The following is a 25518-nucleotide window of genomic DNA, read 5'->3' as shown; positions in this document are numbered from 1 at the left end:
CCGCCTGCGGCCAACCTGGCTTACAAGGTTGGCCGCAGGGCTTAACCCACCACTTGCAGCGTGGACTGTCCCAGCCCGCTGCCTTTTTTCACCACGATCTGTACCGCAATACGCTCCTGCATGCCGGCCACGTGGCTGATCACGCCGATGGATTTGCCGCTGGAGTTGATGGCATCCAGCGCATCCAGCGCCACTTCCAGCGTGTCGCCATCCAGCGTGCCAAAGCCTTCGTCGAGAAACAGCGAATCGATGGAAGTCTTGTGGCTCACCAGATCGGACAGCGCCAGCGCCAGTGCCAGGCTCACCAGAAAACTCTCGCCGCCGGACAAGGAGCGGGTGTCGCGCGTCACGTCACCCTGCCAGCTGTCGACGATCTCCAGCTCCAGCTCGCCGCCGCTCTTGCGTTGCAGCTGGTAGCGGCCGTGCAACCGCGCCAGCCGGCGGTTAGCCAGATGCACCAGATGATCCAGCGTCAGGCCTTGGGCAAACTTGCGGTAGCGATCGCCCTCTTTCGAGCCGATCAGGCTATTGAGCCGCTGCCAGATATCGGCATCGGCCCCCTGCTGCTCGATCTGCTGCCACAGCGCCTGCTGCTTGTCACGGCGCTGGGTGTCATCCAGCAACAGCGCCTGCAAGGCGCCCTGCTGACCGGATAGCGCCTGCCGCTGGGCATCCATTGTCGCCAACGCGGCATCCAGTTCCGCCAGCGGCAGCGGGCTGAGCGCCTGCTGCTGCAACTGCTGCCGTACCGCTGTGGCGGTCTGGCAGATGGCCTGACAGCGCTGCAACGCCTGCGTCAGCTGTTGCTGCAATGCCTGCAGTTGCTGCCGCTCCGCCGCAGGCAGTAACGCCTGCAGGAAGGCCGCCTCGTCGGCAAACGGGCTCTGTGCCAGCGCGGCCAACCATGCCTGCTCCGCTGCAGCCTGTTGCTGCTGCTGTGCCTGCAATTCGGCACCCAGCTGGCGTTGCTGGCCTTCCAGCCCCGCCAGCTGGCGGATCAGGCTGTCGATTTGCGCTGCGCAGGCGGCAAGTGCGGCGGCATCGCACCCAATCGCCACGACAGTCGCCGGCGGCGCGACCGCCAAACCGTCCCAGCGCTGCTGCCATGTCTGCGCCACGTTGTCGGCCTGTTCGCTGCGCGCCTGCTGCTGTAGCAGTTCGCCGCCCAGCTGTTGCTGTTGTTGCTGTCGCAGCTGCCAGTCGTGCCAGTCTTGCTGGCGGGCAGCCAGCCAGCCAGCCATGTCGCAGTCCACGACGAAGCCGGCGCCACCGATGCTGGCGGCCAACATTGCCGCCTGCTGTTGCAGGGTTTCCTCGACTGCCGTCAGCTGCTGCTGCAGCGCGGCGACATCCTGTTGCGTATGGGTTTTTTCCTGTTGCAACAGCTGCTGCTGCTTGACCACTTCCTGCAGTTGCGCCAGCTGCTGCGCCTCCTGCTGCCGGGCGGCCAACAGCCATTGCTGCGCCTGCTCCGCCTGCTGCAGCGTAGTGTTCAGCCCGGCATCCTGTTCTGCCGCGGCCTGCACTGCGTGTTGCAACTGTTCCGCTTGCTGCCAGATTTCGGCGTTAACGCCCAGCTGCGCCACCAGCGCCTGCCAGCCGGTCTGCGCCTGCTGCTGGCTCGCGGCCAACGTCTGCAGCGCGGTCTGCAATTGCAGCTGGCGCTCTTCCAGTCTTGCCAGCTCACCGTTGATGGCACGGCCCTGCTCTTCCAGCTGCTGCAGCGCAGCTTCTTTCTGTTGCAAAGCGCGGGCGGTATCGGACAGCGTCAGGGCCTGATAGGCCGCGATACCCGGATGCTCCAGCGAACCGCACAACGGGCAGGCTTCACCCGGCTGCAAAGCGGCGCGGTGCGCCTCCAGACTCTGGATGCGCTGCTCCAGCTGCAGCAACTTGCGTTTATCCTCCAGCTGCTCTTTTACGGCGCGGTAATCCTGCCGCAAGCCGTCGCGCAGCAACTGCTGTGCCGCCAGCTGGCGGCGGGTTTCGTCCAGCGCGCTTTGCTGCTGCGCATGCTGATCGGCATGCAGCCGTCGCTGCTCCGCCAGTTGTGCCAGCTGCCGCCATGCCTGCAGCTGCTGCTGGCTGTGCTGCCACTGCTCGCGTAGCTGGGCCAGCGTCTGCTGCTGCAGCAAGCTCGCCAGCCTGGCCTCGGCCTCGCTGCTGCCCAGCTGGCTTTGCTGGTGACGCGTGCTGGCCTGCTGCAGCGCCGTCTGCTGCGCGAGCAGCCGTTGTTCGCTGGCGGCCAACGCTGCCTGCAATACTTGCAAACGCGCATGCTGCTGCCGTTGTTGCTGCTGCGCCTGCAGCTGCTGCCGGTGCTCGCTCTGCCAGCCGCTGAGTTGCTCTCCCAGCGCGGCAAAATGCGCGTGCTGCGTCAGCCATGCTTGCCCGTTTTGCAGCATCTGCTGCAACTGCCCGCACTGCTGACGGGCGCTGGCAGCCAGTTCACTGGCAATGTGATTGGCCTGCCAGTACGCCAGCTGCGACTGCTGCTGCAGTTCGGCCTGTTCGGCCTGCAGCTTGTCGATGGTCGCCACGGTATGTTGCTGCCGCGCCGCAGCATCCCGCCATGCCTGATACAGCGGTTGCAGCGCTTCGGCCGGTGCGCTGTGTTGCAGCCGCTGCAGGGTTGGCTGCGCCAGCTCGATGGCCTGTTGTGCCGCCTGCTCCTCCGCCAGTGAAGTCTGCTCGGCATGCTCGGCCTGCTGTAATTCGTGCCGCCACTGCCGCTGATGCCGTAGCTGCTGCAATTCGGTCTGCTGGGCGGCCAGCTGGCTGTCGAAAGCCGCCAGTTGCTGCTGCATGCTCTGCCGCTGCTCTGCCGGCAGCAGCTCCACCCCTTCCGCCCGGGCCTGCAGCTGCTCCAGTGCCTGGCGTGCGTCACGCGCCTGCTCGAACACCCGCCGCGAAATCTGGCCGTAGATGTCGCTGCCGGTCAGCTCTTCCAGCAGCTCGGCACGCTCGTTGGCGCTGGCATTCAGGAACGCCGCAAAGCCGCCTTGCGCCAGCAGCATCGATTTGGTGAAGCGGGCGAAATTCAGGCCGGTAATCGCTTCGATACGCTTGAGCTTGTCGTTGATCTGGCTGCTGAGAATATTGCCGTCGCCATCGGCCAGCTCGACCCGCGGCGCCTGCAGTTGGCCGTCGGCCTTGTCGCGTGCTCGGCGCTGGCTCCAGAAGGCACGGTATTGCTGCCCTTTCACCTCGAACGCCACCTCGGCCAGGCAGTCGGCGCTGTGGCGACTCATGATCTCGTTACCGGATGCGGAGATGCTCTTCAGGCGCGGGGTTTCGTGGTACAGCGCCAGGCAGATGGCGTCCAGCAGCGTGGATTTGCCGGCACCGGTGGGGCCGGTGATGGCGAACAGCCCGTTGTCACGGAACGGTGGGCGGCTGAAGTCGATGAACCACTCGCCCTGCAGCGAATTGAGGTTTTTCAGCCGCAAGCTCAGGATTTTCATGCTTCGTCCTCCAGCAGGCTGGCCACCACGGCGCGATAGCGCGCCTGCAACTGTGCGGCCAACGTGTCGTCCAGCGCTTCCTGCTGCAGCCGCTTGTCGAATACCTCGAACGGTGTCAGCTCGTCCAGCGTCTCGCGCGCCTCCGCCTGCAGGCTGGCCGTCGCCGTGCCGCGCTCGCGGCGGATGCGCAGTACTTCCACCGGCAGTTCGGCAGTCAGGCTGTTGATGCGCGCCTGCAGGTCGGACAGGTAGTCATCGCCTTGTACCAGCACCTCCAGCCACACCGGTTGCGCCGGCGTGCCGGATGCGGCCGCCGCAGTAATCGCGGCGGCCAACGTTGTCAGGTCTCCTTTTACCGATTGCAGCGGCTGGAAACGCGGCACCGGCAGCGCCGTCACCCCCAGCAAGCCGATGGCGTCGACATCCACCAGCAGCACCTGCTTTTGCTGGCCGGCTTCGTCGAAGCTCAGCGGAATCGGCGAGCCGCTGTAACGAATGTGTTCCAGCCCGCCCACCTGCTGCGGGCGGTGAATGTGGCCCAGCGCGATGTAGTCGGCCGGTGGAAAGGCGCTGGTGGGGAAGGCTTCCAGCGCGCCGACGTAGATTTCGCGCACCGACTCGCTGGCACTGGCGCCGACGGTAGTGAGGTGGCCGGTGGCGATGATAGGCAGCGGCATGCGCAGTGCCTCGCGCTTGGCGCAAGCCAGCTGGTACACCGCCTGGTAGTGCGCGCGGATTGCCTCCTGCAACGACAGCTGTTTTTCTTCCGCACTCTGGCCGGCCTGGCTTTGCAGCACGTCGCGCGGCCGGATAAACGGAATGGCACAGACGATGGCGCCGGGCGTGCCATCGCGCTGCGGCAGCACCAGCACCTGCTGCGCCGCGTCGTCCGCGACCGCCGGCACCACGCTGGCACCGAGGCAGGACAGCAGCGGCCGGCTTTCGGCCAGCGTGGCTACCGAATCGTGATTGCCGCCCAGCACCAGCAGCGCGGTGCCGGCATGGTGCAGGTCGACCACCAGCCGGTTGTACAGCTCGCGGGCGTAACTGGGCGGTGCTCCGGTGTCGAAAATGTCGCCGGCGACCAGCACCACGTCCACCGCGTGCTGCTGCACCTGCTGCAGCAGCCAGTCGAGAAAGGCCTGGTGCTCTGCCTGGCGGGTCTTGCCCATGAAATGCTGGCCGAGGTGCCAGTCAGAGGTGTGAAGAATGCGCATGGAAAGACCATAGATAGACGACCGCCGGATTGTAGCAACGGAACTGTGCCGGCGGCATAAGCGTGACCGCAGCCGGCGATGCATCGCGACTGGCAATGCCCCCATGGTTCACTAAGATGCAAGCACACCAGTGCTGGTGCCATCCATCGATCTTTCCACAGACCAACAAGAGGCAAGGAGCATGAAAACTATGCAAGCAGCAGGTAGTCGCTGGCCGCTGGCAGTGGTCACGGCCATTGTGCTTGGCAGCTGCCCCGCGCTGGCGGCCGCGCAGGACATGTCCGCCAGCTACGAAGGTGCCGCGGTGCGCTTCGGCCAGGGCCAGGCCCACACCGTGGTACGCACCGGTGCCGATGGCAAGCTCGCGGCTATCGGCATCGTATTTAGCGAAGACTCGCTGGCAGGGCTGCCGGCAGGCGGCGGCATGGCGCCATCCGTCGTGTTGCCGATGCCGACCACCGGCCCGCAGACCGTGGTCGATCACGTCGGCATCGACTGGGAGTCCCATGGCCACCCGCCACCCGGGGTGTACGACACGCCGCACTTTGACTTCCATTTCTATCTGATCAGCGTGGCCGAGCAGATGAAAGTGAGCTTCCAGAACGAAGGCGAATCCGGCGACCCGTCGCAACAGCCACCGGCGGAACTGCTGCCTGCCGGCTACGTGGTGCCACCGGGTACCGCCGTGCCGCAGATGGGGGTGCATGCGATTGACACCACCGCCCCGGAGTTCAACAAACAGCCGTTTACCGCCACCTTTATCTACGGCTACCACAACCGCCAGCAGACTTTCATCGAGCCGATGGTCACCCTGGCCTTTCTGCAATCGAAACAGCCGTTTAGCGCACCGGTGGCCCGCCCGGCCAGCTACAGCAAGGCTGGCAGCTACCCGGACAGCTACAGCGTGAAATACGATGCGGCCAACATGCGATACGAGGTGATGCTTGCCGGACTTCGCTAAGCCTCCTGCCGGCCAAAGGTTGGCCGCATGCCTGCCACGGCCGGCCGGAACTGTTCACCATCTTCATCTTGCCCCCTGTCACCATCGCCCCGTTACGCAGCTTGCGGCGCAACGGGGCTTGACGTTTGCCGTCTGCTGCGGCACAAACAGCGCCTTGTTTCGAGAGGCGGACATGAAGCATCTGCAAACCATTTATCACCTGCATCCGGCCGCCAGCGACCGGGTGCAGCAGCGGCTGGCGGTACGTGGCATCGTGGCGCGCGGGCGCGAGCTGCTATTGCTGTACACCGGCCGCTATGACGACTTCAGCCTGCCTGGCGGCGGCGTAGAAGCCGACGAGGACCACACGCTGGCGCTGGCGCGCGAGCTGGCCGAGGAAACCGGCGCGCGCGATGTCGACATCCTGCGGCCTTTCGGGCTGATCGACGAATTCCGCCCGCCGCGCGGCGACTACGACGTGCTGCACATGCTGTCCTATTGCTATGTCTGCCGCATTGCCGACACCCTGGCCGCGCCGCAAATGGAGGATTACGAGATCCGCAACCGCATGGAAGTGCGCTGGCTGGATGTGGATGCCGCCATTGCCCACAACGAGGCTGTCATCCAGCGTTGCGATGCCGGCATGGGACTGTCTATCGTGCGCGAAACCGCCCTGCTCAAGCTGATCGCCAGCGCGCTGGACAACGGCGAGCTGTAGTCGCCATCAGGGAAAGAAAAAAGGCGCAAGCCAGTTGGCGTGCGCCTTTTGTTTTGTGCGTCACTCATCGCTGGGCTGAGCTAACGCACCGGAATCATCAGGTGCTGGTATGGGGTACCCGCCCACATCACGTACGGCACCTTGGTGTCCGGGTCGGCGGCCTTGGGATACTGGTCATAGAATGCCTGCTCGGCACCGACGATCATCACGTGCGGGCCGGTTTTGATCCAGTGGTTCTGCATGTCCGGCTTGCTGGCATAGGGGTCGGTATTGCTGGCATCGGTGCCGCCCGCCAGCATGTACATGAAACCGATCTTGCCGCTGGCCGGGGTGGTGTGACCTACCCACGCCATTGCCCACTCCATGGCGGCCTGATCCATGCACATCGGGTCTGGGCCGGGGGTGGCCGGATTGTCCGGCATGCAGGTAAAGCCGTTATGACCCTGCCGCAGGGTACGCATCTTGCCGTCGGCAGTCATGGCGACCACCGTGGCGCCGGCCGACACCTTATGCGGGGCGGCACTCATGGCACTGCGGATCATTTGCCGGTCACCCGGCGGGGATGCGGAAGCGGCTGGCAGATAAGCAATGGCGGCCAGGCCCAGCACGACGGCCAACCAGCGGTGTAACAACGCCGGTGTCGACATGATCACTCCTTCGCGATTACGGGTGTATACCCGGCTGCCGGCATGATGCTGTAACACCTGGATTGTCTAAGGAACAGTGCGCGGCACCGGCCTTCGCAAGCTGGCAGCCGTGAGCTGATAGCGGAGGCAGGAAAACCGCAGCGGGTGCGCCTTAAGTGTAGGCAACGTCCCGGTCGCGTCAACCGGACTTGCGGCCGAAAATTCACGGCACGGCGGCGGATAAAATGCGGCAAACGTCCGCGCCGGTGCTATGCTGCACGGCAACACGAATAACCCTTGCACCCGTCCGGATTTTCACCGTGCACAGCCCCACTCTTGTTGCCATCGCCGCCATTCTGATGCTTGTCATGACACTCATGCTGCTGGCGGCCTGGCGTTTCAATCCGCGCATTGCCGGCCTGGGCAGCTGGACGCTTTCCTACTGCAGTGGCCTGCTGTTCAGCCTGAATCTGCTGCTGCGCGCTATTGCGCCAGAACTGCTGCTGGTCATGCTGGCGCAGCTGTCCGCCTTCATGATGGTCTACCTCAATCTGCAAGCCACCCGTGCCTACACCGGCGCACCGCCACTGTCATGGCGCCAGTCCGCGCCGGCACTGGTGCTCTTGCTGGCACTGGCCGCCTATTTCACCCGCGTACAGCCGGACGAGGTCATGCGCTATACGCTGACAAGCCTGATGCTGGGGGCAATGTTCCTGCTTGCTGCCCGTACCATCGCTCGCGGCGGGCTCCAGCACTACCCGGCGCGCCTGTTGTATGCCGCCATTTGCGCCAGCCATGGCCTGTTTCTGCTGTTTCGGCCGTGGCTGTTCCAGCTTGGCAATCACGGCCTGTTCGATGGCAGCAGGTCCATCGCGGTGTCGCCTGTCGTGGCGGTGGAATCCATTGTCGGGGTGGTGTTGCTGGCTTTCTGCATCGTGATGCTGGCCAACGAACGGGTGACGCAGGCATTGCGCGACATGGCCGACCGCGACCCGCTCACCGGCGTGCACAATCACCGCGCTTTTCTGGCGCTACTGGACAAGGGCGGACATCAGGCCGACCGGGCCGGCGCAGCGCTATCCGTCCTGCTGCTCGACCTGGACCACTTTAAGCGCATCAACGATAGCTGGGGACATCGCGTTGGCGACGAAGCCCTGCGTCATGTTGTAGCGGTGGCGCAAGACTGCATCCGCGAGGGTGATGTGATTGGCCGTCTCGGCGGCGAGGAATTCGCGATCTTCCTGCCGGCGACCCGGCAGCAGGCTGCCGAGACGGTAGCCCGCCGCCTGCGCGCTGCCGTGGAAAGCCGCCCGCTGCTCTACGACGGGCACCGTATCGTGCTGACTGCCAGTGTCGGTGTTGCCTGCCGTCACGACAACGAGGCGCCGGCGCACACCCTGCACCGTGCCGACAGCGCCATGTACCGGGCCAAGGAGAACGGCCGCAACCGCGTCGAACTGGCCTGGTCGTTGGCCGAAGGCACAGCCGCCATCGCGCAAGTTGGCCAAACCGGCAGCTGACCGCAGCGGCAGGCATAACAAACAGATGGCCCTGCTAGTGCAGGGCCATTGTCTTGGCGAGTGGCAGGCCACCCACGGCTTACTCGGCGGTGGTGGGATCGATGGTGGCGCGGACTTGCGACACTTTGTTCACCGGAAAACCGCCCCGGTGGGCATGCTCGCGCACCAGTTCCTCGTTGGCCGCAATGTAGACGCAATAAACCTTGTCATCGGTGACATAGCTTTCCACCCACTGCACGCTTGGCCCCATTTCCTGCAACACGCCACAGGACTTGGCCGAGATACCCTGCAGGTCGGCAGCGCTCAGTTTGCCGGCGCCGGGTATCTCCCGTTCAATCACGTACTTAGGCATGACAATCTCCTGCTGAATCAATACCTCTGGCGCTGCGCCCGCAGCGTCTGTCTCAGCATAGCCGCCTGCAGCGGCAACGGCGGAAAGATTGCCATGGTTGTTGCGGCCAACGTTGGCCGCAGGCTCAGTCGGCTTGCGGCCCTTTCTTCAGCTGTTTCATGAAAGCGCCAAAGTGCGGCCTCAGCTCGGCAAACAGCGGGTGTTCCTTGTGCTCCAGCATTACCTCGCCAAACAGTTTCAGGCCGATGGCCAGGGCGTCGGTATTGATGCCGGCCAGGTCACTGCGCTGGCGCAGTCGCGCGGCGATCTGCAACAGGTCGTCATGGTTGCCGGCATCGAATTGTAGCGGCGCCGGATGCGGGGATGGCTCGCCGCTGGCGGTGGCGAGATGTTCTACGGTGATGCGGTAGCGGTGTTGTTTCATCAGTCATTCCGTATCGGTGGGTAAATAACAGCCAGCCGCATAACGGCTGGCAAACGTGTTAACGCATCTGGAACAGTTCCTGATGGAAGCGCGAGGCCGGCAAGCCCAGCGCCAGCAACTTGTCGCGCAGCTGCCGACCGAAAGCGGCCGGCCCGCAGAACCAGATATCTGCATCGCGCCACTGCGGCACGGCGCTTGCCAGCCGCTCGGCATCCAGCCGCCCATCGTGCGGCTGGCGCAGCAGGTGCAGCTCGACGCCGGCAGCGCGCGCATCGGCGGCCAGCTGGTTCATGGTTTCGATGTCCAGATTGCTGCTGGCGTGAAAGAAATCGACCGGCTTCTTGCCCGGTTCGGCGGCCAGCGCCTGCATGCGCGCCACAAACGGCGTGACGCCGATGCCACCGCTGATCCAGATCTGGCGGCGCTTGCCGTCCTGAAAGGTAAAGCGGCCGTAGGGTCCTTCCAGCTGGACACGGTCACCGACGTGCAGTGTGTGCGGCAAGGTGGCGGTGTAGTCGCCCAGCGCCTTGATCAGCAGGCGAGCATGACCATCGCCCTGCCAGGCCGAGGCCAGCGTGAACGGATGCGCGCCTTCGCGGGCATTAAAGGTGACAAAGGCAAACTGCCCGGCCTGATGACCAGCCCACGCCTGATCCAGCTGCAAATCGACCGCCAACACCTTGAGTTCCGGCTGGTAATCCAGCGCGCTGATCTGCGCAGCGACACGCGGTTGTCCGCGATGGCGGCGCATCAGCGACAGCACGGCGGATACGCTGCCGCCAACCATCAGCAGTGCCAGCACGCCGCCGATGGGCGTGGCCCAGTTGCCAAACTGCAGCAGCACCACCGAGTGGAACACCAGCACCAGATAAGCAAGCGGCAACAGGCGGTGCAGCTGGCGAAAGCGACGGTATGGCACCAGCTTGACCAGCGCCACAAGCATCAGCGCCGCCGCCACATAGAACGCCCACTCGCCCATGCTTTCCGCCGTGTGGCGCAGCTGCATGAACAATTGCTGCACGCCATCGCCCAGTTGCGGCGGTGACCCGCGACGTGGCCGACCGCCGGCTATCAGTCCCAGTGCCGACAGCCATTTCGGGCTTTGCGTCAGCACCCAATGGCTAAGCGACAGCGACAAACCGGCAGTGCCCAGCCACTTGTGCAGGCGGTACATCTTGTCCAGTCCGCCAAGTCGCCCTTCCAGCGAGGTTGGCCGCATGGCCAGCAGCATGGCGATGCTCATCACCGTCATGCCCAGTACCCCGCTGTACTGGATCAGTACATTGCGCCAGGCAATGAAATTGGGTTGCCCGGCCAGCACTGCCGGGTTGCTGCCCAGCCAGAGCAGTGAAACCAGGGCTAGCACTCCCCAGAAAAACCATGTGATCTTGCGCATTCCGACACCTTGCGAAACTTATTGCTGATGGTGTCAGCCTAACGACCAGTTATCTTTCTAGCAAGATAACTACACATCCGTTAACATCTTGCCGCAGTGCTTAACAATTCCTGCCGGAAACCCACGATGCCACCGACCGACCGCATGGAAAACCACCACTGGGACCGCGCGCTGGACCCGCAGACGGTAACGCTGTTCCTGCGCCTGCAGTGGGCGCAGGCGGAGTCGCTGCAGACCATGCGCCCAATGCTGGCGAAATTCGATCTGAGCGCCACCGAGTTCGACGTGCTGGCCACACTGCGCAACGCCCCTGCCCCGCACAGTCTGACGCCGTCGGCGATCCAGGCGGCGGTGGTGATTACCTCCGGCGGCCTGACCAAGGTGATGCAGCAACTGGAAGCGCGCGCCCTGGTCAGCCGGCAGCAACAGACTCAGGACCTGCGGGTGAAACCGGTGACGCTAACCGCTACCGGCAAAACGCTGATCGAGGCCGCCATGAGCGAAACGGTGGCCAATACCGGCGACTGGTTGCGCGGCCGCCTGAGCGAGGAAGAGATCGGCCAGCTGACCCAATTGCTGGCCCGCCTGGCGCCATAAGCCGCCAGGCGGCGGCCAACGTTGGCCGCAGGCTAATGGCTGGCCGATGCAGCGGCGTGATTGCTGCCGGCTTCGGCCAGACAGACGCGGTTGCGACCATTGAATTTGGCGCGATACAGCGCCGTATCCGCTGCGATGATCAGCTGCTCCAGTTCGGCATTGGCATCGGGCGCCGTGGCGACGCCGATACTCACCGTGATACGGAAGCTGCCGCCCTCCGGCAGCTGCACCTCGGTTTGCTGCACCCGCAGCCGGATACGCTCGGCCACTTCCAGCGCGTCGCTTTCATCCATCGACTGCAGCAAGGCCACGAACTCCTCGCCACCCCAGCGGCAGAACAGGTCGTTGCGCCGCAAAGCGTCTTGCATGATGGCCGCAATCTGGCGCAGCACGGCATCGCCAGTGGTATGGCCGTACTCATCGTTAATCCGTTTGAAGAAGTCCGCATCCATCATCAGTATCGCCACCCCCTGCCGCTGCTGGCGGGTATCGTCAATCAGTGTCGTGGCGCCGTCACGGAACGCACGACGGGTCATGGCGCCGGTCAGAGAATCATGTGATGCCAGTTCGGACAACTGCCGCAGCAATTGATAGCTGTGGATGTACTCGCGGTACAGCGCGTATTGCGCGGCGATGGCCAGCCCGGTTGCCGGCCAGATCTGCACCGCATACAGCAGATGGGGGAATTCCAGTTGCGGATTCAGCAGCGCCTGCAGGTGCGGGCCGAGCGAAAACAGGATGTGGGCGGCCATGATCAGCGGAAAAGACAGCCCCTGCAGCACCAGGAAGCCGGCCATCTGGAAGTACATATAGCCGCCGATGCCGTAGAAAAACCCGTCATGTAGCTGTTTGAGAATGTCGAAGAAGATCACGTCGAGCATGAAGGCCGTGGCAAAGATCACCAGGCTGGCATGCCGTAGCGACATCCGCGGATGGGCAATGCTCCAGGCCACGCCCATGGCCAGCAAACCCATCACCAGTCGCAGTAGCAGGGTGTGTTGTGCGCCGGCAGCATCGATAACGTAATCCCACACCCACATGCCGGAAGCCATCAGCGCGGACAGCTGCCACATGCGTTGCGAATAGCGGCTGCGGTCGCGGAATTTGTCGTCGAGAAAACTGGCCGGCAATACCCCGGCCGCCGGCAAGCCAAGCGCTCCGGTGCTATTGGCCGGCTTTTCCGGCTGGACGGCGGTAGGCGTGTGATTTGACATGAGCTCCCTGCCGCAATGGTCGCAGTACTGCAGACAGTTTCCAGTGTAGAGCGCGGCGCAGGATCTTGCGGCCAACTTTACCGGCAGATGATGCTAAGCCCGGCGCCACTTGTGCCGATAAAGTAGCTATACCCCTAACAGGAGGTTGCCATGCTGCCTGTAAGACGCAAACTGCTCGAAGGCTTTAGTAGCCGCTTGCCATCTGCGCTGCCGCATGCCCGCAGTGAACCGGCCGCCAGCAGCGTCCAGGCCGACAATCCGCAAGCACTGGCCAAGGAGTACCTGGCCTGGGCGCGCTGGCTGGATGACTTGCGTCAGCATGCCGGCGATGGTGGCGAGCAAGCGGCGCGTGCGCTGGCTGACGGCAAGCTGGGCTTTATCCTGCGCCGATGTCTTGTGCTGCGTGAAAAAACCATGCTTGGCGGCACGGCTGGCCATGTATTGCTGGAAGAAGTCGCCAGCCTGGCCAGCGAACTGAAGCAGGTAGTGGGCGAACTGACCGGCCGCACCATGCCGGCGGTGGACGAGTGGCCACTGCCATACCGGCTGTACAGTCGCCAAGCGGACACCCAGCCAACAATAGCCCAGCCGCCGCGCGACCAGCGCGAACGCCGCCGTCATGGCGGCCAGCGTCGCAATCATCTGACGGCAGATGAGCTGCATGATGCGCAGCAGGCGCATGGCTGCCTGCTGCTGGTATTGCAACTATTACAGCGCCGCCAGCCGGCACTGGCCGAAAGTGCCACCCTGCAGGCTGCCAGTCTCGATCTGGAACACGCCCGCGACATGGGCTTCTCGCCCGCAATGCCGACCACTTAACACCTACATCGCTCACCGCATTTGCGCCAGATCAATCTGGAGTCATTTGTTGGTATTTGTTATTATCCGCGACGCCATTCAATACAAAACAAATAGGCATGGCGTCGCTTACATCTCAACACAAGCGCCCACCATCCCCGGAGACTGCTGCCGGGGTATTTTTTTACCGTGAGGAAAATCATGTCGTTAAAACAGCGACTTCTGTTTTTTGTCGCCATTCTGCTGGCCATCGCCATCGCGGTGCTGTCCGCACTGGCCTACCAGCGCATGCGCAGCGAAATCATCATCGGCGTGGAGCACGAGCTGGATGCCGCCATCACCGGCAACAGCGCGGCACTGGAGCGCTGGGTTGGCCAGCGCCGTGATGCCATCCAGTCGGCGGCCAACCATCTGACTGCCGCTGCCGATCCCTACCCGGTGTTGCAGCAGGGCAAGGACGCCGGCAACTTTGATCAGCTGTTTGCCGGCTACGCCGACAAGACCATGCGCTACCACCTGGCCGACAAACAGCCGGCGGCAGGCTACGACCCCACGGCCCGCCCGTGGTATCAACTGGCCAGCAACACCCATGGCGTCGCCATTACCGCGCCCTATGTGTTTACTAGTTCGCAAAAACTGGGCATTACCGTGGCTAGCCCCTTCATGAAGGATGGCCAGCAGCTGGGCGTTGTGGGCGGCGATATCGCCCTGGACGGCCTGACCGCCGTGGTAAAGGCCATCAAGTTGCGCGGTGACGGCTATGCCTTCCTGGTAACGCGTGACGGCAAGATTGTCAGCCATCCGGCAGCTGACTCCACGCTGAAAAGCGTGGCGGAAGTCATGCCCGGCTTCGATGCCAACCTGGTGACCAGCACCAGTGACAAGCCTTCCCTGCACGAAGTCGAAATCAGTGGCGACAACTACTACGCAGTGATGGCGGCGGTGGCCGGTACCGACTGGGTACTGGGGACGGTCGTGAAAAAGGACGTCCTACTGGCACCGCTGCAGCATCTGCTGCTAACACTGGTGATTGCCGGCTTACTGGTGGCCGTGGCTGGCATCGCACTGGCCGGCTTCACCATCGGCCGCCTGTTGGCCAGCCTGGTACGCTTGCGTGATGCCCTGCTGGATGCAGCCAGCGGCCACGGCGACCTGACCCATCAACTGGAAGTGGGCAAGAATGACGAAATCGGCCAGACCGCACAGGCGTTCAACCGTTTCATCGGTACGCTGCGGCAGATGTTCCTGGAGGTGCGCGACCACACGGTGTCGCTGAACAGTGGCATCGACCAGCTCAACGGCATCACCCGCCAGCTGGCAGCCGACTCGCAACAGCAGGCCGATGCCTCCAGCGCCACCGCTGCCACCATCGAACAGATCACTGTCAGCATCAACCACATCGCCAGCAATGCTACCTCGGCAGAGCAGGTGGTAGTGCAGACCGGGCAGACCTCGCGCCAGTCGGCGCAATCGGTAGGCCAGCTGGCCGGCGGCATCGAGCATATTGCCGGCGAGGTTGGCCGCCTGGCCGATACCCTGGGCGGGCTGGGACAACGCTCGGCGCAGATGGACCAGATCATCAACGTGATCCGCGACATTGCCGACCAGACCAACCTGCTGGCGCTGAACGCCGCTATCGAGGCGGCACGCGCCGGCGAAACCGGTCGCGGTTTTGCGGTGGTGGCAGACGAAGTGCGCAAGCTGGCAGAGCGTACCGGCAAAGCCACGGTGGAAATCGGCGCGCTGATCAGCGCCACCCATGACGACGTGGAGGCGGCGCTGGGCAATATGGCCGGCACCCGCCAGTCGGTGCAGCAGGGCGTACTGGCCTCGCAGCAAGTGGCGCAGGAAATTGCCGGCATCGAGGACGAGGTTGCGCGCGTGGTGCTGACCATACGTGACATCGCCGATGGCACCCGCGAGCAGTCGATTGCCACCGAGGAGATGGCGCGCGTCGCCGAACAGACCAACCAGATGGCTATCGATACCGATCAGGCGGTACAGAACGCAACGGCAACGGTAAACGAGTTGCACCAGCTATCACAGCATCTGCATGCCATGGTGGGCCGCTTCCGCCTATAAGACGCTGCCGTCCGCAAGCAGCGACTGGCTGTGGCCACAGCGGCTGATCTCCGCCAATGCCAGCATCGTGCCGCCGCGGCGTGCGGCCAACTTTGCGCAACAGCCGGTAGGCAGCGGCCCGTTCCGCGTGCTGCGCCACAGCCCGCAGCGGCTGACGCTGCAGGCCAACCCGCACTATTACCGCGAGCGGCCGCTACTGGACGAGATCGACCTGTGGGTGATCGACACGCCAAGCGCGCAGCAAGGGTTCGACGTGCGGCTGGAAGGCGGCGATAGCGCCCGGACGCTGCAATCGGCCTGCACCTATCTGTTGCCCAACCCGCAGCGACCGCAGCTGGCCAGCGCCGATACCCGCCGCTGGCTGCTGCGCCTGCTGTCGCACCCCTCGGTGATTACCGCGGACGATCCGCTGCGCCGGCCGGCTTACGGCTTGCTGCCGGACTGGCAGCAACCGCCGGTGGCCGCCGGCAGCAGCCCGTTGCCAGCCGGCAGCCGGCTACGCCTGGTGACCTACGAGCTGCCGGCGTTCCAGCCGCTGGCACGGGCGCTGGCCGCCAGGTTGGCCGCACACGGCATCACGCTGGAGATCCATACCCTGAGCTATCCGCGCTACGAGAACCATCGCAGCTGGTGGCCGGACACCGATCTGGTGCTGGCCAGCGAAGTGCTGCACGACGACCGCGACTACAGCTGCCACGAGTGGTTCGGCAGCAATCCGGTACTGCAACAGGCACTGACGGGGGAAAACAGCGCGCGCATGGATGCAGCCCTGCTGGCGATCCAGCGGCAACCGCAGCGCGAGGCGCGCATGGCGGCCTATCAGCAGATCGCCGACTGGCTGGTGGCGGAAGGCTGGCTGCTGCCGCTTTCGTACGAACTGCAAGGCGTGCTGGCCAGCCCCGCCGTGGCGGGACTGAAACTGGGGCTGAATGGCTGGATGGATTTTTCCAGCCTGTGGTTGCGGGACGAAAACTGAAGGTTGGCCGCAGCGGGCTGGACAACCGGGCTTGCCGCCCGATGCCCTTCGACACCAGGCAGCGCGCGGCCGCCAAGATAAGCCGAAATAAAAAACCCCAGAAAAATCAATATTCTATTGACGCCACGGCAATACCCCCGTATAACGAAGCCCGCAGGATGTTCAAGCGCCATATCTATCGATACCTTGTTGCCCACCAAGCTGGTCTTCTTTGTTTCCTTATCTATTTCCTTGATTGTCGTGCTTTTTTGGCACTTATGCCTTTACCCAAACAAGGAATACACCATGGAAACCGGTACCGTTAAATTCTTCAATGATGCAAAAGGTTTTGGCTTCATCACTCCCGACAACGGCGGTGATGATCTGTTTGCGCACTTCTCCGAAATCAAGGCAGATGGCTTCAAGTCGCTGCATGAAGGCCAGAAGGTAAGCTTTACCCGCGCCATGGGGCAAAAAGGCCCGGCAGCATCCGGCATCCAGCCGCTGTAAGCTGTACTGGCTCTCGCCCTGAAAAGCCCCGCACTGCGGGGCTTTTGTTATTTGCAGCGGATTTCCCTGCCCCGGCAGTTAACTGCCCGGCGACTCCCCTTGTCCCCCTGCTGATATTGCACGCCCGCTAGCGGTGTATGCCTGGCCTAGGCAACATACATGACGATAACATTGCCGCGGCACGCCGCTTCTCGCTGCGCTTGCCCCATCGCCCACCCCAGTCAGCAGGAGCTGGAACATGAAAGCCAAATACACCGGACAGTGCCTGTGCGGCGCCATCCGCTACACAGTCGACGTCGAACCATTGTTTAGCGGCAATTGCCACTGCCGGGACTGCCAGCGGGCCTCGGGCAGCGCCTTTACCCCCGCGATGATTTTCCCGGCCAGCAGCGTGCTGATTAGCGGCGAGGCGCGGTTTTTCGAATCTGCGGCAGACAGCGGCAATAGCCATCAACGGGGTTTCTGCCCGCAGTGTGGTTCGCAACTGTTTGCCAGCTTTGGCAGCCTGCCAGGCATGCTGGGCATCAAGGCCGGCACCCTCGACGACACTTCACGCTATGTGCCGCAGCTGGATTTCCATGTCGCCAGCGCCGCCGCCTGGGAGGTCATGAATCCGGCGCTGCCGAAAAAACCGGGTGCCGCGAACAGCTAAGCAGCGGTGTGCAAAGTAAGGTTGGCCGCCATGCGGCCAACCTTGCAGACCTTAACGGCCGGTGCGGAAGCGCTGCCACAGGCGGGTAAAGCCCTGTACCGTGGCCGGCTTGCGGGTAACGCTGACAAAGCTGTCCTGCAGGTCTTCCGCGCTGGGGAAGATGGTGTGGTTGGCCACCAGTTCCGGCCGCATATACTGGCGGGCGGCCAGCACCCCCGGCGGGGAGCTCACCGCCTTGGCGTTGTTGGCGGCGGTTTTCGGATCCAGCATGGCGTTGATGAAGGCATGCGCCTCGGCGACGTTGGCCGCATCCTTCGGAATCGCCATCACGTCCACCCACACATCCAGCCCGTGCTTGGGCAGCAGCACCTCGATGTTCACCCCGTTCTTGGCATCCTGGGCGCGCTGTTTCGCCATGTTCAGATCACCGGAGAAGCCCATCGCCACGCACAGACTGCCACCGGCCAGTTCGTTGATATAGCTGGACGACGAGAACAGGGTGTAGCTGCTGCGCAGTTGCTTCAGCCCCGGCATGATGGCCTGGTAGTCGGCCAGATTTTCGCTGTTCGGGTCCTTGCCGAAGTAATGCAGCGCCGCCGGGAAATACTCGCTTGGCGCATCGTAGACGCTGACACCACAATCCTTGAGCTTGGCGACCACTTCCGGCTTGAAGACCAGATCCCACGGGTCTTCCGGCAGCTTGCCGCCCAGTGCCTTCTTCACCTTGTCGACGTTGATGCCCAGCGTATTGATGCCCCAGAAGTACGGTACGCCGTAGCGGTTGCCGGGGTCGAAACGCGCCATCAGCTTCAGCAGCGCCGGATCGATGTTTTTCCAGTTCGGCAGCTTGCTGCGGTCCAGCGGCTGGAAGATGCCAGCCTGCACGCCGGTACCCAGGGTGTTGTGACTGGGCACCACGATGTCGTAGCCGGATCTGCCGGTGAGCAGCTTGCCCTTCAGCGTCTCGTTGCTGTCGTACACGTCGTAGCGCACCTTGATACCGGTGGTTTTCTGGAACTGCGGAATGGTCTCCGGCGCAATGTAGTCCGACCAGTTGTACACGTTCAGCTTGCCGCTGGCCTGCGCCAGCGGTGACATCAGGGCGCCCAGCAGCGCCGCCATCAGGATGTTTCTCATCTATCCTCTCCTTGCTTGCTTCTAGTGTTATCGCAACAGCCGGTAACGGCCGTCATGGGGGGCGATCGGAAGCGGACGCCGGATTTCGCGCCCGGTGAACCTGGCGTTGTCCACACATTGGCGGCGCAGTGCAGGGCCTGGATCCCGCAGCGCTCTTTTATTTGCAGTATTTACTGCATTTTTTGAGAACCATAGCACAGGCCAGCGCTATAATTTCAGTATTTACTGCAATTAACCCTGTACTGTCGTTGCCTTGCCACACGCCAGGCCCTACAGTTAACCGTCACACCTGCCTGCCCTCGCCATGAACCAGACCGCCCTGTCCACCGACCTCGCCATGCGCCGTACTCCGCGCCAGCAACGCAGCCAGGAAGCCAAGCGCAAGATCGAGCTGGCCACGCTGGCCCTGCTGGCCGAGCAGGGCTATCCGGCACTGAACACCAACGCCATTGCCGCGCGCGCCGGGGTGGGCATCAAGTCGCTGTACCACCTGTTTCCCAACAAGGAGGCCATCATCTGCCAGCTGGCCAGCGGCTGGCTGGAGGCGGTGAATGCGGTCAAGCAAGAACTGACGCAGCAGGATCTGGCGCTGCCAGCCTTGCTGGATGCGCTGGATGCGGCGCTGGAGAGACTGGACGAACAGTTCGGCGGCTACGGACCACTGTGGCAGGGAATGGATCTGGTGCCGGCGCTGAAGGAGCTGGAAACACAGCACGAGGCACGGCAGATTGCCTACTGGAGCGAACGGCTGCGGCACTATGGTTGCCGTTGGCCGCCGGCCGAACTCGCGGCGCTGGCACAGTATTACTACCGGATGAGCGATACCGGCATGCAGTACGCCAAGGAAGGCGGTACGGAGGGAAAAACCATCTGGCAGCTGCACCGCCAGTGGCTGCAATGGCTGCTGCAACGGGCGGTGGCCGAGCCGGACCCGGCGCAAGTCTGGCCGGCGGGACTGCCGCCGCTAGCCGCGGCGCGCTAATTTCGCAGGCTTACCACGGCACGCTGCCGCCACGGCGGCGATACCAGCCGGTGACCGACAGCCGCTGCTGTCTGGCCGGCAGCACTTCGTGCCAGAAACGGTCGGACAGGAACAGCACCAGCGTGCCGGCCTCCGGAGTGACATCGATGTGCTGCGTGCAGTCGGCATCCAGATACAGGCGGATTTCGCCGCCGCCATCCTGCGGCCAACCTTCATTCAGGTAGAACACCGTGGTCAGCGTGCGCGCGTCGTCGTCGCGGAAGCGGTCGAGGTGCTTCTTGTAGAACGCGCCTTCCGGATACACCGCAAAGTGCGATTCCAGCTCGGCCAGTCCCAGGTACAGGCCACGGTTCACCGCCTGCATCACCTCGTCCATCGCCGCGTTATAGGCCTGCACCGCCGGCAATTCGGCCACCTGATCCAGCCACAATACCGAATCGCTGCGAATCTCGGCACGGCGCGCCTGACCATCGCCGCGGCCGGTGGCGGCTTCGTGAAAACGTCCCTGCAGCCACACCTGCAGGCAGGCTTCGCGCAGGTTGGCCGTCAGTGCCGCCGGCAAGGCGTGGGGAATCACCACCCAGCCATCGCTGGCCAGACGGTCGAGTACGGCATCAATATCGAATTGCAGATCGGACATCGCGGGCATTCGGCAAAATTTCGTCAGGCGGCTTTCTACCATGCCCGCGCGGTGGCGCCAATGCGCCAGGTCAATCCGGCTATTGCAGCAGCCAGTTGATGGCACCGCCACCCAGCAGCAGCCAGCCGAACAGCAGTGCCGCCAGCAGCAGCGGTTGCCAGCCGGCCGCGCGGATGGCGGCCAGCCGGGTATCCAGCCCCAGCGCGGCCATGGCGGTGGCCAGCAACAGGCGATCCAGCATCAGCAGGCTGTCACGCAGCCCGGCGACCAGCACGCCGCTGCTGTTGACGGCGATCGCGGCGATAAAGCCGAAGGCAAACCACGGGATGGTGATCGGCGCCCGCGCGCCCGGCTGTGCGGTGCGGCGTTGCCATGCCGCGGCCAACAGCAGCAGGAACGGCGCCAGCAGCATCACCCGCAGCATCTTGGTCAGCACCGCGTTGGCCGCGGCGCCCTCGCCCACCGCGCGGCCGGCGGCCACCACCTGTGCCACCTCGTGCATAGTGGAACCGGTCAGCACGCCATAGGCGCCTTCATTCAGCCCCAGCGGCGCCAGCACGCCATACAGCCACGGATACAGCAGCATGGCGATGCTGCCGAACAGCACCACCCCGGCCACCGCCACGCTGGCACGCTCGCCGCTGGCGCGGATCACCGGCTGGGTGGCCAGCACCGCCGCCGCGCCGCAGATGGCGCTGCCGGCGCCGATCAGCACGCAACTGTCGCGATCCAGCCCCAGCTTGCGTCCCAGCCACAGCGCCATGCCAAAGGTAGATGCCAGCACCAGCACGTCGATCAGCAATACCCGCCCGCCCAGTTGCAGCAGCTGGCCCAGCGTCAGCTGCAGGCCGAACAGCACGATGCCGGCGCGCAGCAGTTGCTGCTTGCACAGCCGCAGCCCCGGCTGCCAGCGGGCTGGCAGCGGCCGCAGATTGGCCAGCACGATGCCGCCCAGCATGGCCAGCGTCAGCGCCGAGCCGCCATGCGCGGCCAACCATGGCAGGCTGGCCAGTTGTCCGGCGGCCAGCGCCAGCAGCAGCGCAGCCAGCAGACCGGGTAAATATGCAGTTTTTTGCATATCGATAGCACCAAAGGGTTTAACAGTGCCGCCAGCTTACGGCGCCGCCTTTTAGTGGTAAAACAGATAATATCGATAATTAAAATTAGCAAAACCGATCAATGACCCTGAAACTGAGCCTACGCGAACTGGAAGTGTTTGCCGCCATCGCCGATGCCGAATCGGTCACCCGCGCCGCCGACGCGCTGGCGCTGTCGCAATCCGCCGCCAGCCAGGCGCTGGCGCAGCTGGAATCCGCGCTGGGCGCCACGCTGTTCGACCGCGTCGGCCGCCGCCTGCAGCTGAACGAAAACGGCCGCGCGCTGCTGCCGCGGGCGCGGGCGCTGCTGGACGACGCCGCCGCGCTGCAGGATCTGTTCGGCAACGCAGCGCTGTCGCTGCGGCTGGGCGCCAGTACCACCATCGCCAACTACCTGTTGCCGCAAAGGTTGGCCGCCCTGCGCCGCGACTGGCCGCAATGCAAGGTGCTCCTGCAGGTAGCCAACACCCGCGACATCGTGGCGGCGGTGGCGGCGCTGCGGGTGGATTTCGGCCTGATCGAAGGCCCCTGTCATCACCCGGAGCTGCTTGCGACGCCGTGGCAGCAGGACGAGCTGGTGCTGATCGCCGCCGCGCAGCACCCGCTGGCGCAAGGGACACTGACTAGGGAAAAGTTAGCCGCGGCGCCATGGCTGCTGCGCGAGGCCGGCTCCGGCACCCGCGAGGAGGTGGAGCGCGTCTTGCTGCCGGAGCTGGGCAGCCTGCGGCTGGAAATGGAGCTGGGGGATTCGGAGGCGATCAAGCGCGCGGTGGCCGCCGGGCTGGGCATCAGTTGCCTGTCGCGGCGGGTGGTGGCGGAGCTGCTGGCCGATGGCAGCCTGGTGGAGCTGGCCGCCGGCCTGCCACCGCTGGCGCGTACGCTATGGTGCGTGCGCCACCGCGACAAACCAGCCAGCCGCAGCATGCAGGCGTTCCTGCAACTGGATGCTGCCGCCGGCTAGCGGCGCCCGGCCCACCAGCCATGCAGGCCGGCGCCCAGCACAATGCCGGCCAGCGCCAGCAGCAGGCTCATGTCTCCGGCGCCACTGCCAGCCAGCGCCGGCCCCGGGCACACGCCGCAGATGCCCCAGCCGAGGCCGAACAGCACGCCGCCGGCCAGGCTGCGGCGGTCTACCCGGAACGGGCGCTGCTGGTAGCTGCCGCCCAGCAGCGGGGTTGGCCGCAGCCGTGGCCACAGCTGGAACACCAGCAGGTTGACGCTGACCGCAGCGCCCAGCACCAGCAGCAGCCCCAGATCGCGGAAGTTGAGGAAATCCAGCACCGTCTCCGGCCGCGTCATGCCGGCATAAGTCAGCCCGATACCGAACAGCAAGCCGGCCAGCAAGGTGGCGGCCGCGCGTAGCAATGACTGATGCGCCATGGTTACAGCCCCCAGAAAGTGAACAGCTGCGCCGTGACGATGGCGGTGGCCAGAAAGGTCAGCACGATCAGCAGCGAGCCCCATGACAGCGAGGCCATGCCGCAGATGCCGTGGCCGGAGGTGCAGCCGCCGCCGAGGCGGGCGCCAAAGCCCACCAGCAGGCCGCCCAGCAGCAACTTCCACGCCGGCAAGGCGGTATGCGGCTGCGCCAGCCCCAGCAGCAGCATCAAACCGCCACCCAGCACCATGCCCAGCGCGTACCGCACGCGCCAGCCGCGGCTGTCACGCAGCAGCGGCTGCTGGAAAAACGGCGCGCGCAGCAGGTAGCCCCAGATGGCGCTGAAAAAGGTACTGGCGCCGCCCAGACGCCCGGTGGTGATGAACAGCAGCGCGACGCCGCAGCCGATCAGCAGGCCGCCGCTGAGGTAGCGCTCGAAGCCGTGGGGAAAGTAAGCAACCATGACTGCATTCCATGCATCAAACAGAGCAGCCACTATACATTGCAATTAACTATCACAAGACATATTGATGCCGCGCGGCTCAGTAGTTTTCCACCACCCGGTCGTACTGCCCGGCCAGCCAGTGCAGCACCAGCGGAAAGTGATCGAATGGCGCGTCCGGATGCGTCAGCAGGCTGAGGTGATCGTAATCGTGGCGATGGCCCTTGTGCCGCGCCAGCAGGCGCAGCCGCGACAGATGGTTGCCGCTTTCATCGCGGAAGCGGCGCACGTCTTCCGGATGACCGCGGCAAGGGTCGTTCTGCGCGGCGAAATACAGCGCCGGCGGCAGCCGGTGCTGGCGGGCGGCGGCGGCGTAATCGAAGCCGTCGTCGCTATCCACCCACGGCGCCACCTGCGCCCACTGCTTGCTCTGGCGGTGGCTCTTGTCGGTTTCATCGTCCGCCCCCAGACCGATGCGCCGCGCCGGCAGATAACCCAGCGTGCGGCACAGCAGGCGGCCAACGATATTCCACATCAGGTCCACTTCCAGCCGCTTGCGCCAGTTGCGCACATGCACGCTGCGCTTGCTGCCGAAGTACACCAGGCTCTGCACCTGCGGGATCAGCTGCGGCTGGCGCAGCAGGCAGCTAGTCATGTGTACCCCGCCCCAGGAATGCGCCAGCCAGTGCAGCGGCGCGTCGCCACGGATATGGCGCACGGCGGCATGCAGCGCCGGCAGGTCCTCGGTGATGATCTCGGTCTGACCGTGGCGGGCATGGCGGTCGATGCGCGGCGTGCTGTTGCCGCGCCCGCGCAAGTCGGCCACGAACACGTCGTAACCATGCGCCGCCAGATACGGCGCCAGCCCCTTGCCGCTGGCGGAATAAAAGGTGCGGCCGTTGGCCATCACCCCGTGCAGCAGCAGCACCGCCGGCGCATCCTGCCGCACCGGCTGCCACAGCCGCTTCAGATACAACTGCTCGTGCGCACTGACCGGCACATGGATGTCTTGCTGGGCAATCTTCATGTTTCCTCCCCGTTGTGGTGTTGCCGCCGGCTGTCTGCGCAGCCGTTCAAACAATCGATTGAATAAACCCCAACCGGAGCGGTCGCGTCAACCGGAACGCGCCGGCCATCGCCCGCCCTGCTGCGCTAGTTACCACAGTGGAAACCCCGTAGACTGCCGCCTTTCCCTGTTTGTCGCGTGGCGCCGCCACGCATGCCGATGCCCTTTTCCTCTTTTGCCCTCGACCCGGCGCTGCTGCACGCGCTGGATGAAGCCGGTTACCCGGCCGCCACCGCCATCCAGCAAGCCGCCATCCCGCTGATTCTGGCCGGCCACGACCTGCTGGCCACCGCCCACACCGGCGCCGGCAAGACCGCCGCCTACTGCCTGCCGCTGCTGCAGCACTGGCTGGCACGCAAGGGCGGCCGCCAGCGTTGCACGCTGGTGCTGCTGCCGACCCGCGAGCTGGCGCAGCAGGTCGGCAGCACGCTGCAACAGTTGGCCGCGCACCTGCCGCGCTGCAAGATCGTCACCGCCTATGGCGGGGTGTCGATCAACCCGCAGCTCATGGCATTGCGCGGCGGTGCCGATTTCGTCATCGCCACCCCGGGGCGGCTGCTGGACCTGATCGACAACAACGCGCTGGACTGCGGCTGCATCGACAGCCTGGTGCTAGACGAGGCCGACCGCCTGCTGGCGCTGGGCTTTGCCGACGAGCTGAACCGCATCCTGGCACTGCTGCCGGCCAAACGGCAGACGCTGCTGTTCTCCGCCACCTTTGCGGCCAACGTGCAGCAACTGGCGGCCGGCCTGCTGCAACAGCCGCAGCGGGTGCACATCGCCGCCGAGCAGGTGCCGGACATCGTCCAGCGCGCCATCGAGGTGGACGCACGCCAGCGCAACGCGCTGCTGCTGCAGCTATTGCAACAGGAGGCTTGGCCGCAGGTGATGCTGTTCGTCAACAGCAAGCACGATGCCGCCGAACTGGCGCAGTGGCTGCAACGCGAAGGCATCCGCGCCGCCGCGCTGCACGGCGAGCTGGCACAGGGGCGGCGCGAGCGGGTGCTGGATAACCTGAAGAACGGCACGCTGCAGGTGCTGGTGGCCACCGACCTGGCGGCGCGCGGCATCGACGTGCCGGCGCTGCCGGCGGTGGTGAACATGGCGCTGCCGCGCTCGCCGCAGGACTACACCCATCGCATCGGCCGTACCGGTCGCGCCGGCCAGCGCGGCGTGGCAGTAAGCCTGATCGACGCCGATAGCCGCGCCCACTTCCGCCTGATCGAAAAGCGCCTCGGGCTGGTCGGTGGGCTCGAAACCCGGCAGCACTTCGCGCGGCAGTTTCAGGCCGAGGCGCTTTTCGATCAGGCG

At 64.6% G+C, this 25518-nt stretch carries 25 protein-coding genes; 12 read left to right on the top strand and 13 right to left on the bottom strand.

Annotated features, from left to right (window positions below):
• Window positions 1-41: 41 nt before the first annotated feature.
• Together HU218_RS12940 and sbcD are read right to left on the bottom strand one after the other, a co-directional pair.
• Window positions 42-3464 carry an AAA family ATPase gene (locus tag HU218_RS12940; RefSeq protein ID WP_174875355.1) on the bottom strand — a complete coding sequence of 1141 codons (3423 nt, stop codon included), beginning with the start codon at window positions 3462-3464 and terminating at the stop codon, window positions 42-44.
• Window positions 3461-4681: an exonuclease subunit SbcD gene (gene sbcD, locus HU218_RS12935; RefSeq protein WP_174875354.1), complete on the bottom strand. Its 1221-nt coding sequence runs from the start codon at window positions 4679-4681 to the stop codon at window positions 3461-3463. Before sbcD ends, HU218_RS12940 begins: the two co-directional genes overlap by 4 nt.
• Window positions 4682-4862: 181 nt before the next feature.
• Here sbcD and HU218_RS12930 point away from each other — a divergent pair, with 181 nt between their 5' ends.
• Both HU218_RS12930 and HU218_RS12925 read left to right on the top strand, forming a co-directional pair.
• Window positions 4863-5642 carry a DUF5602 domain-containing protein gene (locus tag HU218_RS12930; RefSeq protein ID WP_246211086.1) on the top strand — a complete coding sequence of 260 codons (780 nt, stop codon included), beginning with the start codon at window positions 4863-4865 and terminating at the stop codon, window positions 5640-5642.
• 172 nt (window positions 5643-5814) lie between these two features.
• On the top strand, window positions 5815-6339 hold the full coding sequence (locus HU218_RS12925; protein ID WP_174875353.1) for an NUDIX hydrolase: 525 nt from the start codon (window positions 5815-5817) through the stop codon (window positions 6337-6339).
• An 80-nt stretch (window positions 6340-6419) separates the two neighbouring features.
• On the opposite strand, the gene HU218_RS12920 is transcribed toward HU218_RS12925, so the two are convergent.
• A complete protein-coding gene (locus tag HU218_RS12920; protein ID WP_174875352.1) occupies window positions 6420-6986 on the bottom strand; it encodes a hypothetical protein in 567 nt (188 codons plus the stop codon).
• 347 nt (window positions 6987-7333) lie between these two features.
• On the opposite strand from HU218_RS12920, the gene HU218_RS12915 reads away from it, so the two are divergent.
• The gene (locus HU218_RS12915) at window positions 7334-8485 is read left to right on the top strand and encodes a GGDEF domain-containing protein (protein ID WP_217450822.1); all 1152 of its coding nucleotides are present in this window, start codon (window positions 7334-7336) and stop codon (window positions 8483-8485) included.
• 79 nt (window positions 8486-8564) lie between these two features.
• On the opposite strand, the gene HU218_RS12910 is transcribed toward HU218_RS12915, so the two are convergent.
• The 3 genes from HU218_RS12910 to HU218_RS12900 all read right to left on the bottom strand — a co-directional run bounded on the left by HU218_RS12910 (window position 8565) and on the right by HU218_RS12900 (window position 10657).
• Window positions 8565-8837, bottom strand: a complete 273-nt coding sequence (locus HU218_RS12910) for a DUF4242 domain-containing protein (RefSeq protein WP_174875350.1) — start codon at window positions 8835-8837, stop codon at window positions 8565-8567.
• Between the two features lie 124 nt (window positions 8838-8961).
• Window positions 8962-9261 (bottom strand): DUF3861 domain-containing protein, encoded by a 300-nt coding sequence (locus tag HU218_RS12905; RefSeq protein WP_174875349.1) that lies wholly within the window; start codon window positions 9259-9261, stop codon window positions 8962-8964.
• A 58-nt stretch (window positions 9262-9319) separates the two neighbouring features.
• Entirely contained in the window at window positions 9320-10657 is a 1338-nt protein-coding gene (locus HU218_RS12900) for a ferredoxin reductase family protein (RefSeq protein ID WP_174875348.1), read from the bottom strand.
• 126 nt (window positions 10658-10783) lie between these two features.
• On the opposite strand from HU218_RS12900, the gene HU218_RS12895 reads away from it, so the two are divergent.
• Window positions 10784-11254, top strand: coding sequence for a MarR family winged helix-turn-helix transcriptional regulator (locus tag HU218_RS12895; protein ID WP_174875347.1), 471 nt, complete (start codon window positions 10784-10786; stop codon window positions 11252-11254).
• 32 nt (window positions 11255-11286) lie between these two features.
• Here HU218_RS12895 and HU218_RS12890 read toward each other — a convergent pair whose 3' ends face one another.
• Window positions 11287-12468 (bottom strand): GGDEF domain-containing protein, encoded by a 1182-nt coding sequence (locus HU218_RS12890; protein WP_174875346.1) that lies wholly within the window; start codon window positions 12466-12468, stop codon window positions 11287-11289.
• A gap of 150 nt (window positions 12469-12618) precedes the next feature.
• Here HU218_RS12890 and HU218_RS12885 point away from each other — a divergent pair, with 150 nt between their 5' ends.
• The 5 genes from HU218_RS12885 (at window position 12619) to HU218_RS12865 (ending at window position 17465) form a co-directional block, all read left to right on the top strand.
• A complete protein-coding gene (locus tag HU218_RS12885) occupies window positions 12619-13287 on the top strand; it encodes a hypothetical protein (protein ID WP_174875345.1) in 669 nt (222 codons plus the stop codon).
• 180 nt (window positions 13288-13467) lie between these two features.
• A complete protein-coding gene (locus HU218_RS12880; RefSeq protein WP_217450821.1) occupies window positions 13468-15348 on the top strand; it encodes a methyl-accepting chemotaxis protein in 1881 nt (626 codons plus the stop codon).
• Window positions 15320-16324 carry an ABC transporter substrate-binding protein gene (locus HU218_RS12875; protein ID WP_174875344.1) on the top strand — a complete coding sequence of 335 codons (1005 nt, stop codon included), beginning with the start codon at window positions 15320-15322 and terminating at the stop codon, window positions 16322-16324. Before HU218_RS12880 ends, HU218_RS12875 begins: the two co-directional genes overlap by 29 nt.
• A gap of 285 nt (window positions 16325-16609) precedes the next feature.
• A complete protein-coding gene (locus tag HU218_RS12870; protein WP_174875343.1) occupies window positions 16610-16813 on the top strand; it encodes a cold-shock protein in 204 nt (67 codons plus the stop codon).
• 238 nt (window positions 16814-17051) lie between these two features.
• On the top strand, window positions 17052-17465 hold the full coding sequence (locus HU218_RS12865; RefSeq protein WP_174875342.1) for a GFA family protein: 414 nt from the start codon (window positions 17052-17054) through the stop codon (window positions 17463-17465).
• A gap of 51 nt (window positions 17466-17516) precedes the next feature.
• On the opposite strand, the gene HU218_RS12860 is transcribed toward HU218_RS12865, so the two are convergent.
• Window positions 17517-18602, bottom strand: a complete 1086-nt coding sequence (locus HU218_RS12860) for a polyamine ABC transporter substrate-binding protein (protein ID WP_174875341.1) — start codon at window positions 18600-18602, stop codon at window positions 17517-17519.
• Window positions 18603-18906: 304 nt separating this feature from the next.
• Here HU218_RS12860 and HU218_RS12855 point away from each other — a divergent pair, with 304 nt between their 5' ends.
• Window positions 18907-19584, top strand: coding sequence for a TetR/AcrR family transcriptional regulator (locus tag HU218_RS12855; RefSeq protein WP_174875340.1), 678 nt, complete (start codon window positions 18907-18909; stop codon window positions 19582-19584).
• A gap of 10 nt (window positions 19585-19594) precedes the next feature.
• Here HU218_RS12855 and HU218_RS12850 read toward each other — a convergent pair whose 3' ends face one another.
• Together HU218_RS12850 and HU218_RS12845 are read right to left on the bottom strand one after the other, a co-directional pair.
• Window positions 19595-20224 carry a 2OG-Fe(II) oxygenase gene (locus tag HU218_RS12850; RefSeq protein ID WP_174875339.1) on the bottom strand — a complete coding sequence of 210 codons (630 nt, stop codon included), beginning with the start codon at window positions 20222-20224 and terminating at the stop codon, window positions 19595-19597.
• A gap of 79 nt (window positions 20225-20303) precedes the next feature.
• On the bottom strand, window positions 20304-21302 hold the full coding sequence (locus HU218_RS12845) for a YeiH family protein (RefSeq protein WP_174875338.1): 999 nt from the start codon (window positions 21300-21302) through the stop codon (window positions 20304-20306).
• Window positions 21303-21403: 101 nt separating this feature from the next.
• On the opposite strand from HU218_RS12845, the gene HU218_RS12840 reads away from it, so the two are divergent.
• Window positions 21404-22282 carry a LysR family transcriptional regulator gene (locus tag HU218_RS12840; protein WP_217450820.1) on the top strand — a complete coding sequence of 293 codons (879 nt, stop codon included), beginning with the start codon at window positions 21404-21406 and terminating at the stop codon, window positions 22280-22282.
• On the opposite strand, the gene HU218_RS12835 is transcribed toward HU218_RS12840, so the two are convergent.
• The 3 genes from HU218_RS12835 to HU218_RS12825 form a co-directional block, all read right to left on the bottom strand.
• Window positions 22279-22701 carry a DUF6691 family protein gene (locus HU218_RS12835; RefSeq protein ID WP_174875337.1) on the bottom strand — a complete coding sequence of 141 codons (423 nt, stop codon included), beginning with the start codon at window positions 22699-22701 and terminating at the stop codon, window positions 22279-22281. The two genes, HU218_RS12840 and HU218_RS12835, sit on opposite strands and share 4 nt — an antisense overlap.
• 2 nt (window positions 22702-22703) lie before the next feature.
• Window positions 22704-23162, bottom strand: coding sequence for a YeeE/YedE family protein (locus HU218_RS12830; RefSeq protein WP_174875336.1), 459 nt, complete (start codon window positions 23160-23162; stop codon window positions 22704-22706).
• A gap of 79 nt (window positions 23163-23241) precedes the next feature.
• Window positions 23242-24168: an alpha/beta hydrolase family protein gene (locus tag HU218_RS12825; RefSeq protein WP_174875335.1), complete on the bottom strand. Its 927-nt coding sequence runs from the start codon at window positions 24166-24168 to the stop codon at window positions 23242-23244.
• A 198-nt stretch (window positions 24169-24366) separates the two neighbouring features.
• On the opposite strand from HU218_RS12825, the gene HU218_RS12820 reads away from it, so the two are divergent.
• A partial coding sequence (locus HU218_RS12820; protein ID WP_174875334.1) for a DEAD/DEAH box helicase occupies window positions 24367-25518 on the top strand: 1152 nt, incomplete at its 3' end.

The sequence above is a fragment of the Vogesella oryzae genome (genome assembly GCF_902829295.1).
In the GTDB taxonomy this organism is placed as follows: Bacteria; Pseudomonadota; Gammaproteobacteria; order Burkholderiales; family Chromobacteriaceae; genus Vogesella; species Vogesella oryzae.
Note: the sequence above shows the minus strand (reverse complement) of the source record. Positions and strands in the feature narration are given on the sequence as shown.